Below are 10000 nucleotides of genomic sequence, written 5' to 3'. Positions count from 1 at the left end.
CCGTTCACTACACCACTGACCACTTCAGTGCGGGTCTCTACTTCCTTTAACAGCTCTTCAGCAGCAAACTTACCATTAGCGGTGCGCTGGACACGTAAAGTTTTCAGGTTATTGATTGGATAACGAATTTCCTGCAGCTTGCCTTGGTTATCTAAACCAAACTCAATTTGCTCACCAGGAAAAATGCGGGTTAAGGTCTTGACTGGTTTACCCAGTTCCAGCACTTCCTGCATCGCGGCTTGATCTAACTTAGCTTTGCGGAAAATAGCTGACAGGATGTCACCTTTTTTCACATCAACTGTCACCCACTCCAGTGAGTTGTCTTCGTGTGGCAGAGTGGCCAGCTGTTCTGCTGCAATTTTCTCTTCCACCAAAGGAATATCAATACTGTATCTTTTTCCAACTTCCAGCTCTGAAGTTTCTGTAGTTCTGGAGGCTGAAGCTTGTTCTGACGGGATCAACAGCATAACGGCAACAATGCCGCTTAAAGCGCCGATTAATAACCGATGTTTGATAGGCAAAGAAGAAATCATAGAAAGCGCATCTCTTATTATTATCAGACAAACCAATAAGAAAATGAGCATATAACGATTTTTTAGCTGATGCCACACTTTTGTTGGTTTGATCTAAAGAAATGTTTCAGTAGAATGCAGGCTTGGAATTTTGAGAAATACAAAGAGATTTAGGAGTAGACCATGGCTCACTGGGAGCAGGCGCTGGCTGAGATAAAACGCGGCTGCGAAGAGATTTTGTTAGAAGACGAGCTGATTGCCAAGTTAAAGGAAGGAAAACCTTTAAAAATCAAGGCAGGTTTTGATCCAACTGCACCAGATTTGCATTTAGGCCATACGGTTTTAATCAACAAATTACGCACCTTTCAACAGTTGGGTCATGATGTCATTTTCCTTATTGGTGACTTCACCGGCATGATTGGCGATCCAACAGGGAAAAACGTTACGCGTAAACCTTTAACCCGTGAAGACGTGTTGGCTAACGCACAGACCTATAAAGAGCAAGTATTTAAGATTTTGGATCCGGCAAAAACCCGCGTGGCTTTTAACTCCGAATGGATGGAAAAGTTAGGGGCGGCTGGCATGATCAAATTGGCTGCACGGCAAACCGTAGCCCGTATGCTGGAGCGCGATGATTTTAAAAAGCGTTATGCCAACAACCAGTCTATTGCGATTCACGAGTTTTTGTACCCGCTGGTGCAAGGCTGGGACTCTGTTGCATTAGAGGCCGACATTGAAATGGGCGGTACCGATCAGCGCTTTAACCTGTTGATGGGCCGTGAGCTGCAAAAAGACGAAGGTCAGCGCCCACAAACCATCATCATGGTGCCATTGCTGGAAGGTCTGGACGGTGTGCAGAAGATGTCCAAGTCTCTGGGCAACTATATAGGTATCACAGATACGCCGGGTGAGATGTTTGGTAAAGTGATGTCGATCAGTGATGAACTGATGTGGCGTTACTACGATTTGCTGAGTTTCCGCCCTATTGCAGATATAGCTGCACTGAAGCAACAAGCGGCTGAAGGCCGTAACCCACGTGATATTAAAATTGAGCTGGCTAAGGAAATTATTGCCCGTTTCCACGACCAGGCTGCAGCTGATGCGGCAGAGCAGGACTTTATCCAGCGTTTCCAAAAGAACGCCTTACCTGATGATATTCCTGAACTGAGCTTAACCTTAGCCACTGACAGTATTCAGATCACCAACCTGTTAAAAGAAGCGGGTCTGGTCGAAAGTACCTCAGAAGCTATGCGGATGATTAAGCAAGGTGCGGTCAAGCTGGATGGTGAAACCAAAGTGGAAGACAGCAAAATGGAATTTGCCAAAGGCAGCTGCCATATCTTCCAGGTCGGTAAACGTAAATTTGCTAAAGTAAGTTTGGTTTAACTAAAGAGTCCACCTCAATGATGTAACCCTAGTAGTTGGCCAGGCCAATTACTAGGGAACGTCAAAAGGTTAATTGGCTTTGCAGTGAAGCTGCTTATTAGCCATCACCATTCAACCCTGGCAACAGTGGTTAACCAGCTTGTTGCAGTCGGGCAAAAAGTAATTTTTGTAATGCAGCTTTGAATTGAGAGGGTTCAAAAGGAAGCCGCAGCCAAATCACTTCCATACTCAGCTCAGATTGCGGGTCGTCCTCCGCTAATAAAGCAAGTTTGACCTGATGCTTTATTAACTCTTGCTGCAACATACTCATATCTACACCAGCTTGAGCTGCATTCATCAGTATGATTTCAGGTTTATGTTCGCCCATCATCAGCAGAGCATCCACCGCGTTACGTGCTTGCCGCAACTCAACAGGGAAATTCCATTGTTGGCACAGTTGCTGGATTAAATTGAAAAAGTCTGCATTCAGGTCGACGCAAACTATATAAGTCAGCGGCTGCAATCTTTGTCTTTTATGCAATAAAGCCAGTAAGGACTCCTGTACTATTCGTCTGTGTCCTCCAGGCGTTTTCCAGGCGCTGAGCAATCCTTGTTCAACCCAAAGTTGAATTGTGCGTACCGAAACACCTAAAAGGGTGGCGGCTTGTCGGGTAGAAATAAGTTGATGCTGCTCTGACATAATGATTTTTCTGATTTGATTGAATTTATCATATTTATCAAATTGACCTGTGTCAATTAACTCTGCACTTTTACTATTCAATTGCTGTTTTTTTGCACTTTTTTTCTTGCTTTTTGTCAGAGTAAAGCTATTTTGATATTAAATTGATATCAAAATAAGGGGTTTTTATGAAGGAATATATGGCAACAAGCCGCGGTGGCTTGATGATGCTCGCTGTACTGCCAGCCGTCTTTGCTTTGGCAGGTCTTGGCTTACTTGTTTTGGCTGGACCGCTGAAACTAGTTGCCATACTGGCGCTAATTCTGGTTGGTATAGGCTTTTTTGGCTTCTACATGGTGCAACCGAATCAGTGTGTGGTATTGCAGTTGTTTGGTCGCTATACAGGTTCTGATTTAAAGACTGGTTTGCGCTGGGCCAATCCTTTTTACAGCAAACAAAAAGTCTCATTGCGGGTTCGCAACTTTGAAAGTGGTAAGCTGAAAGTGAATGATCACAGTGGCAACCCGGTTGAAATTGCGGCTGTAGTGGTATGGAAAGTGGTAGATAGTGCTGAAGCAGTGTTTGAAGTCGAGGATTATGAAAACTTTGTCAGTATTCAAAGCGAGGCTGCACTGCGTTTCTTAGCCTCAAGTTACCCCTACGAAGCAGCAGAAGATGGTGATATTAGTCTGCGTAGCAATGGTCCTGAAGTGACGGATTTGCTCAAAGGTGAAATTCAGGCTCGCCTTGAGAAAGCCGGAGTTGAAGTATTGGAAGCCCGGATTAGCCACTTGGCTTATGCTCCTGAAATTGCCAGTGCCATGTTGCAGCGTCAGCAGGCCAGAGCTGTGGTGATGGCACGCCAGCAATTGGTTGAAGGCGCGGTAGGTATGGTGGAACTGGCATTAGCCCGCTTGTCAGAAAAAAATATGGTGCAGTTGGATGAAGAACGTAAAGCCGCTATGGTCAGTAACTTGCTCGTGGTGCTTTGTGGTGATCATCAGGTGCAGCCTGTAATCAATACCGGTACTTTGTACTAAACGGAGACAAAAGTGTCGAAAAAAGCTTTTGCGTTACGTTTGGATGAAACAGTGCTGCAGGCTTTGCAGCACTGGGCCGATGACGAGTTTCGCAGTGTAAATGGCCAGATTGAATACCTGCTGCGGGAGGCGCTGGTCCAGGCAGGCCGGATGAAGAAAAAACCTCCTGGCGAGCCCGTTGCCGAGCCTGATTAGTCTAATGCCCTGAGCAGCAATAGAGCTTGTTTTTTAGCGCTATGCGCTGCTGTTGGATCTGTATGTAACAGTGCCATGCTGATAGCGCCCTCTTTCAGTAACATTAAGCCATCAAGCAATGCAGCCAGTGATTGTGGCGACAACTGATAGCTTTCAAGGTGGATCTTCACTAAGTTTTTGACTGTTAACTTATGCTGGGCACACTGCTCAAGTACGGTGCTGTCCGGACCATGGTATTCAGCGGCACAATGTTGGAAATAGCAGCCAAAAAAGGGGCCTAATAGCTCAGACTTGCCCTCAAACCATAGCGTTAATGCATCAAACAACTTGTCTATGGGAGATGCAGAGGATGGGGCGGCAAATTGTTGCTCCAGCCAGTGGTAAAAACGTTGATGCCGCAGTTCCAAGGTGGCGAGCAATAACTGATCTTTACTATCAAAATGGTGGTACAAGGTTTTTTTAGCAATAGCACTGTGCTCTAAAATTTGGTTGATGCCAACGGCATGCACACCATGACGGTAAAAAAGGCTTAAAGCTGCTTCAACAAGCTGTTGTTTTTTATCCAGTTCCATAAAGATTCTCCGTAGAGTAGAGGCCTAGCTTGACATAGGTAGACCAATCTGTCTACAATGCATCTTGTAGGTAGACAGACTTGTCTGCATTATGAGGTGATAGCGTGACTGAATATAAAATATGGGTACAAGCATTGATCGCAGGGACAGGTGCAGCCCTGATAATGGCTTTGTTTGCTTTGTTGCAACAATGGCAGCAGCTGTGGCTGGTGGCGCCTTTTGGTGCTACGGCTGTTATTTTATTTGCTTTACCTGGTAGCCCACTTGGCAAAGCAAAAAACGTGATAGCAGGTCACTTTTTAGCCGCTTTGATCGGTCTCAGTTTTGTTCATGCTTTTGGTTTAACAGTTTGGAGCTTATCTATTGCTGTCGGATTATCTATCGGCTTGATGGTATTGTGGAAAATTACCCATCCACCAGCAGGTGCTACTACTTTACTGATTATGCTGACAGCGCCGGACTGGTGGTTTTTATTCAATCCAGTTCTGACCGGTTCTGTACTTATGGTTGTGGCCGCTCATTATTACCATCAGAGTCATAAAAAGGGGCATCAACACTTAGTTAAACGTAAAGCTGCAACAACCAATACCAAAGCGGAAGACTGATAAAGCTAAGCAGCAAGCCCAAACCTACCAAAGCTGGCACTAAACGCAGTGCCAGCCCAGCACCCATAGCTATAGCGCCGGCAGACACCATGGGTGGCATAGCGGCTTCAAACACCACCACCTGCAGTAATAAAGCATCGGGTTTAAATACGCCTAAGAAACCTAAGGCCAGCGCAGGCATTAAAAACAGCTTTACGCCAAGCGCAAAAAACAGCGGTTTGGCGTCTTTGTTGTCTAACTGCAATCTGAACTGAAAACCTACAGCGATCATAATAACTGGCACTAAAGTGGCGGCCAGGCTGTCCAGTACCAGACTAAAAAATTCAGGGTAGCTAAAAGACTTCAAAGATAAAGCCAGCATCAGAGCGATAAAAGAGGGAAAGGTCAGTACCCTTTTGATGATCTGAGCCGCATTCGGAGTTGCAGCATTGGGGTTATACCAGGCGGCCAGAATAGTGGAGTAAGTCGCCAGGGCTAAAAAAGATCCGGCTTGATCGTAAATCATGGCATAGGGCAAGGCTTTGTCGCCAAAAAAAGCTTCAACCATAGGAAAACCTAAAAAGGAGGTATTGCCTAAGGGTAAAACCACCAGCAAAGCGCCCACTGTGGTTTTTTCAAAGTGCCAGATTTTCCCTGCCAGTATCACTAAGGCTGCCACTATCAGCAGTAGTACCCAAGGCGTAATAGCAGGCAACCACAATTGACTGGAGAACTCTAACAACGGGATTTTTTGCAGCACTAAAGCGGGCAGGGCGACAAAAAGCACATACTGGTTCAATACTAAACCTGTATCCTGAGGAAATTGCGGTAGTTTGCGCAGCAAGGCGCCTATCACTAAATACACTAGTACTAAAACGAAACTTTCCATGCAGGCTCCTTAGTCAAACCCTAGTCTAATCTGTAGCACAGACTAAGCCTATGCGACTTTCGCCTGATAGCTGCTGTAGTAGGTTTAGTTGCGTGACCTCTTGTTTTAGTAGCAGTTCTTTCTGTGTTTTATTCCACTGTTTGAGCTGATATTCCAGCTTACTGGCTGAAGAGCGGCAGGGCATGGCGAAAGTGAAGACTAACTGCAACGGACCTTTGCCTTTCAGCGCTTTGGCTCCGCCTGTTAAAGCCCCGCTGTGCTGACGTAAACGCCGTTCAGGATCCGTGCTGATCCCTGTGTACAAAGCGCCTGTTGCTGTGCGCACCATATACACAAACCATGGGGTGGGTACTGCAGTCATGCCTTGTCCTGTGAGTTCTGCTACACTAGCGCTGTTTTATAGCCGTCATACTTGAAGCTGCAGCTTTGTTGAGCTCTGGCTCTTACTGCAAGCGCATATACTTTGGGTATAAAGGTTTGAGAGTCGCTACTTTAAAGGAAATTGCATGTCATTTGCCACGCTTGGTTTAGATCCCCGTATTCTTTCTGCTGTAACTCACCAGGGGTATCACACACCAACACCTATTCAGCAGCAAACTATACCTGTGATTTTAGAAGGCAAAGATGTGTTAGCCGGAGCTCAGACAGGAACAGGCAAAACTGCAGCTTTTACTTTACCTGTGCTGCAATTATTAAGTAAAAACACCAGCAAAGTGAATAACTTGCAGGTGCGTTGTCTGGTGCTGACGCCAACCCGCGAGCTGGCACAGCAGGTGGCTGACAGCGTCAAAGCTTATGGCGCTGATTTACCGCTGAAATACGCAGTGTTTTATGGCGGTGTGTCGATCAACCCTCAATACGATCAAGCCAGCCGTGGTTTAGATATTCTGGTTGCGACACCTGGTCGTCTGCTTGATCATTTGCATCAGGGCACAGTGAGTTTATCTGAACTGCAAATTCTGGTGCTGGATGAAGCAGACCGTATGTTGGATATGGGCTTTATTCACGACATTAAACGTATTATGGCGCGTTTACCGAAAGAGCGGCAGACGCTGTTTTTCTCTGCAACCTTTGCTAAAGAAATCAAAGAGCTGGCTGACACTTTATTAAAATCGCCTGTGCTGATTGAAGTAGCGAAACCTAATAGTACCGCAGATAAAATAGAACAGCTGGCTTACAGAGTGGACTCCCAGCGCAAACGTGAGATGCTGTCTCATCTGATTGGCTCGCGGCAATGGAAACAGGTACTGATATTTAGCCGGACTAAACATGGCGCCGATCGTCTGGCGAAACAGTTGCGCTTAGATGGCATAGAGGCTGGCGCTATTCACGGCGATAAAAGTCAGGGCGCCCGCACCAAGGCGCTGGATGATTTTAAAAACAACAGATTAAGTGTGTTAGTGGCCACAGACATCGCAGCACGGGGCTTAGATATTGAAGAACTGCCTATAGTGGTCAATTACGATTTACCCCAGGTCGCTGAAGATTATGTGCATCGTATTGGCCGCACTGGCAGGGCGGGGAACTCAGGCCTGGCGATAAGTTTAGTTACACCTGATGATCTGGTGATGTTGCAGGCTATCGAAAAACTAACCAAGCAAGTGATCAGCCAACAAGTGTTACCTGGTTATGAGCACGACCCGAAAATGAATCACAGCAGCAAAAAAGCCGACGCTGAAGAAGAGCGGGTACAAAAAGTCGCGAGTCGCAACAAGCAACTGGCGAAAGAAAAGGCTAAATTACGTTCGCAGTTGCTGGGTAAGAAGTAACGGCTCTAAAGTACTGAACTTAAAAAAGGCAGATCAGACTGCCTTTTTGTTCAGTCGTCTTTTGGTTCAAGAGGGGTTGATAAAGTCAGTTGGTAAAAGGCTAAATCTAACCAGCGGCCAAATTTAAAACCGGCCTGAGTAATAGTGCCGCTGTGTCGAAAGCCATATTTAGTATGCAAAGCTATACTGGCTTCGTTGGCAGCATCTATACCGCCAATCAGCAGGTGGTAATTCTCAAGTTGCGCTTGCTCTATAATTTTTTTCAGCATCAAAGCACCATAACCTTTACCCTGCTGGTTTGGCGCTACATAAACTGAGTGCTCCACTGAATATTTAAAAGCCGGAAAAGCCCTGAAAGTGCCATAACTGCCAAAAGCCACAAGTTGGTTCTGTTCATTCAGCATGCCTATAACCGGAAAATTGCCAGCTGCCTTATTGGCAAACCACTGCTGCATAGTAGCCATAGTGCGGGGCTTGTATTCATACAAGGCTGTGGTATTCAAAATTGCGTGGTTAAAAATGGCCAGAATAGCTTCGGCATGTTCATCATAACTACAAGGCACAAAACGCATCCGACTCTCCATCCGCTTCTTCAGCTAACTTCTGTATAAGGTTTTAATCAGGTGGTAACCAAACTGAGTTTTGATTGGGCCGTGCACTTCCAGTACAGCTTTTTTAAATACCACTTCATCAAAAGCTCTGACCATCTGGCCTGGCTTAAACTCGCCTAAATCACCGCCTTTTTTACCGGAAGGGCAGAGCGAATGCTTTTTAGCTAATTCATGAAAACTGGCGCCTTTGGCCAGCAGTTGCTTTAATTTCTCTGCTTCAGCAGCAGTTTTGACCAGAATATGGCAGGCACAGGCTTTTGACATTTAAGGTTACCTTTTCAGTGGCCTTTCATTCTAACTCTTTATTAAAAAAAGAGTAATAGCCTTCTGGTCCTGAAAAGCAGGGCCCAAACCGCAACTTCTGGTTTTTGCGCTGACTATTGTTGCTGCTCAACCGAGCTGTTGTGGCCAAAAATCAGTGGCACTGGGAACTATGGCTGAGATAATTTCAGTTATCAGTTTATTGTTTTTAAATTTACATTTGTTTTATTTTGTACTTGATTGATTTCATTTGGGATTTGTAATTTATTGTTTGTTTTTTCATCTTGTTCTATTGATTGTTAATTAACATCTTCTTGTAATGCTCCAGCCATGTGTAATATAAATGGAGCTGCGCGATCCGGGTTAAATATGTACCTGTTTGATAATAAAAATTGAAAATCTAGGAAGGTTCAGAATGCAACGTAAAAGTTATTCATTATTAGCCGTCGCTGTTTCTGCGGCGCTGTCGGGTTCTGTGATAGCAGCACAACCACAAAAATCTATCTATTCTCCGGAAGTGGAAGGTCTGGTCAGCTACGACACATCAGTAAAAAATAAAGTCCGACTGGAACAACGTCCTTATTACTTCATTGTAAAACTAGAAAATGCTCCTTTAGCTCAGGCTGCCACAGCGTCGCAAAAAGCGACAGGCACTAAAGGTAATCTGCTGGATATGTCCTCTGCCGCAGTGGCGAAACACTCAGCAGTACTGGCAACAGAACGTCAGAGTTTTGCGAAAAATTTAAAAAAATCTTTGCCTGATGCCCAGCTTGACCGTCATTACGACACAGTGCTGAACGCAGTAGTAGTGACATCAGAACGTGATATTTTTGACCAGTTGTCAGCTTTGCCTGGTGTAACCCAGGTGTATCGTGAAGAAATGTATTATGAGCAAATGGATACATCACTGGACTTAATTAAAGCAAAACAAGTCTGGGAAAAACTGGGTGGTAGTGCTGAAGCGGGTAAAGGTATCAAGGTAGCAGTCATAGATGGTGGTATTCGACCGGAAAACCCAATGTTTCGCGATACCGGATTCACGGCGCCGGAAGATAAAGTGACAACAGATTATTGTGCGACAGTTCAGCCTGATTTCTGTAATAACAAATTAATAGTAGCGCGTTTTAGTGCTCCAACTTTCGCCACTATAGAACAGGAATACATGAGTCCTTTGGGACAGGGGGGGCACGGTACCCATGTCGCTGGTACTATTTTGGGTATGCCTACCACAGTTTATTTTAACGGCTCGGGCAATACAGATGAAGACGGTGTTGTAGTGGATGCTCCTAAAGAGGGATACACTAAGGTCGATGTGTCTGGTGTGGCACCAGGCGCTTATCTGATGGCTTATAAAGCCTTGTTCCAGGTCTATCGCACCACCAACGGTGTCACTACGGTAACCGGCAGTGGTTCAAACGTGATGTTATTAGAAGCGCTGGACTGGGCTGTTAAAGACGGCGCTGACGTAATCAACAACTCCTGGGGGGGCGGGGCAGGCGGCGATCCGGCAGCCAGTCCTTATC

The 10000-nt window shown here is 45.5% G+C and carries 13 protein-coding genes; 6 read left to right on the top strand and 7 right to left on the bottom strand.

Annotated features, from left to right (window positions below):
• The coding region (locus LDL40_RS09110) for an OapA family protein (protein ID WP_300994992.1) at positions 1 to 533 on the bottom strand (533 nt) is incomplete at its 3' end.
• 162 nt (positions 534 to 695) lie between these two features.
• Here LDL40_RS09110 and tyrS point away from each other — a divergent pair.
• Complete coding sequence (tyrS, locus tag LDL40_RS09105) at positions 696 to 1898, top strand: tyrosine--tRNA ligase (protein WP_300994991.1); 1203 nt, start codon at positions 696 to 698, stop codon at positions 1896 to 1898.
• Between the two features lie 130 nt (positions 1899 to 2028).
• Here the strand turns inward: tyrS and LDL40_RS09100 are convergent, their stop codons facing one another.
• On the bottom strand, positions 2029 to 2577 hold the full coding sequence (locus LDL40_RS09100; protein WP_300994990.1) for a helix-turn-helix domain-containing protein: 549 nt from the start codon (positions 2575 to 2577) through the stop codon (positions 2029 to 2031).
• Positions 2578 to 2744: 167 nt separating this feature from the next.
• On the opposite strand from LDL40_RS09100, the gene LDL40_RS09095 reads away from it, so the two are divergent.
• Together LDL40_RS09095 and LDL40_RS09090 are read left to right on the top strand one after the other, a co-directional pair.
• Positions 2745 to 3596: an SPFH domain-containing protein gene (locus LDL40_RS09095; RefSeq protein WP_300994989.1), complete on the top strand. Its 852-nt coding sequence runs from the start codon at positions 2745 to 2747 to the stop codon at positions 3594 to 3596.
• Between the two features lie 12 nt (positions 3597 to 3608).
• Complete coding sequence (locus tag LDL40_RS09090; protein ID WP_300994987.1) at positions 3609 to 3791, top strand: Arc family DNA-binding protein; 183 nt, start codon at positions 3609 to 3611, stop codon at positions 3789 to 3791.
• Here the strand turns inward: LDL40_RS09090 and LDL40_RS09085 are convergent.
• On the bottom strand, positions 3788 to 4363 hold the full coding sequence (locus tag LDL40_RS09085; protein ID WP_300994986.1) for a TetR/AcrR family transcriptional regulator: 576 nt from the start codon (positions 4361 to 4363) through the stop codon (positions 3788 to 3790). The genes LDL40_RS09090 and LDL40_RS09085 overlap by 4 nt on opposite strands.
• Before the next feature lie 104 nt (positions 4364 to 4467).
• Here LDL40_RS09085 and LDL40_RS09080 point away from each other — a divergent pair, with 104 nt between their 5' ends.
• A complete protein-coding gene (locus LDL40_RS09080) occupies positions 4468 to 4968 on the top strand; it encodes an HPP family protein (protein ID WP_300994984.1) in 501 nt (166 codons plus the stop codon).
• Here LDL40_RS09080 and LDL40_RS09075 read toward each other — a convergent pair.
• Together LDL40_RS09075 and LDL40_RS09070 are read right to left on the bottom strand one after the other, a co-directional pair.
• Positions 4925 to 5836, bottom strand: coding sequence for an AEC family transporter (locus tag LDL40_RS09075; protein WP_300994983.1), 912 nt, complete (start codon positions 5834 to 5836; stop codon positions 4925 to 4927). The genes LDL40_RS09080 and LDL40_RS09075 overlap by 44 nt on opposite strands.
• Before the next feature lie 25 nt (positions 5837 to 5861).
• Positions 5862 to 6197: a GIY-YIG nuclease family protein gene (locus LDL40_RS09070; protein WP_300994982.1), complete on the bottom strand. Its 336-nt coding sequence runs from the start codon at positions 6195 to 6197 to the stop codon at positions 5862 to 5864.
• 145 nt (positions 6198 to 6342) lie between these two features.
• Between LDL40_RS09070 and LDL40_RS09065 the strand changes: the two genes are divergently transcribed.
• Positions 6343 to 7605: a DEAD/DEAH box helicase gene (locus LDL40_RS09065; RefSeq protein WP_300994981.1), complete on the top strand. Its 1263-nt coding sequence runs from the start codon at positions 6343 to 6345 to the stop codon at positions 7603 to 7605.
• A 50-nt stretch (positions 7606 to 7655) separates the two neighbouring features.
• Here LDL40_RS09065 and LDL40_RS09060 read toward each other — a convergent pair whose 3' ends face one another.
• Together LDL40_RS09060 and LDL40_RS09055 are read right to left on the bottom strand one after the other, a co-directional pair.
• Entirely contained in the window at positions 7656 to 8177 is a 522-nt protein-coding gene (locus LDL40_RS09060) for a GNAT family N-acetyltransferase (protein WP_300994980.1), read from the bottom strand.
• Between the two features lie 24 nt (positions 8178 to 8201).
• Positions 8202 to 8480 carry a peptidylprolyl isomerase gene (locus LDL40_RS09055; RefSeq protein ID WP_300994979.1) on the bottom strand — a complete coding sequence of 93 codons (279 nt, stop codon included), beginning with the start codon at positions 8478 to 8480 and terminating at the stop codon, positions 8202 to 8204.
• A gap of 412 nt (positions 8481 to 8892) precedes the next feature.
• Between LDL40_RS09055 and LDL40_RS09050 the strand changes: the two genes are divergently transcribed.
• The coding region (locus LDL40_RS09050) for a S8 family serine peptidase (protein WP_300994978.1) at positions 8893 to 10000 on the top strand (1108 nt) is incomplete at its 3' end.

Source organism: Rheinheimera sp. (assembly GCF_020217005.1).
Classification (GTDB): Bacteria; Pseudomonadota; Gammaproteobacteria; order Enterobacterales; family Alteromonadaceae; genus Pararheinheimera.
The sequence above is the reverse complement of the archived record's forward strand: the minus strand, read 5'-3'. Positions and strand labels throughout refer to the sequence as shown.

What these genes read in the sequence shown, in the direction of transcription:
- tyrS (WP_300994991.1), top strand. Translation starts at nt 696, where the DNA reads ATGGCTCACTGGGAGCAGGCGCTGGCTGAGATAAAACGCGGCTGCGAA.
- LDL40_RS09100 (WP_300994990.1), bottom strand. Translation starts at nt 2,577, where the DNA reads ATGTCAGAGCAGCATCAACTTATTTCTACCCGACAAGCCGCCACCCTT.
- LDL40_RS09095 (WP_300994989.1), top strand. Translation starts at nt 2,745, where the DNA reads ATGAAGGAATATATGGCAACAAGCCGCGGTGGCTTGATGATGCTCGCT.
- LDL40_RS09085 (WP_300994986.1), bottom strand. Translation starts at nt 4,363, where the DNA reads ATGGAACTGGATAAAAAACAACAGCTTGTTGAAGCAGCTTTAAGCCTT.
- LDL40_RS09075 (WP_300994983.1), bottom strand. Translation starts at nt 5,836, where the DNA reads ATGGAAAGTTTCGTTTTAGTACTAGTGTATTTAGTGATAGGCGCCTTG.
- LDL40_RS09070 (WP_300994982.1), bottom strand. Translation starts at nt 6,197, where the DNA reads ATGACTGCAGTACCCACCCCATGGTTTGTGTATATGGTGCGCACAGCA.
- LDL40_RS09065 (WP_300994981.1), top strand. Translation starts at nt 6,343, where the DNA reads ATGTCATTTGCCACGCTTGGTTTAGATCCCCGTATTCTTTCTGCTGTA.
- LDL40_RS09060 (WP_300994980.1), bottom strand. Translation starts at nt 8,177, where the DNA reads ATGCGTTTTGTGCCTTGTAGTTATGATGAACATGCCGAAGCTATTCTG.
- LDL40_RS09055 (WP_300994979.1), bottom strand. Translation starts at nt 8,480, where the DNA reads ATGTCAAAAGCCTGTGCCTGCCATATTCTGGTCAAAACTGCTGCTGAA.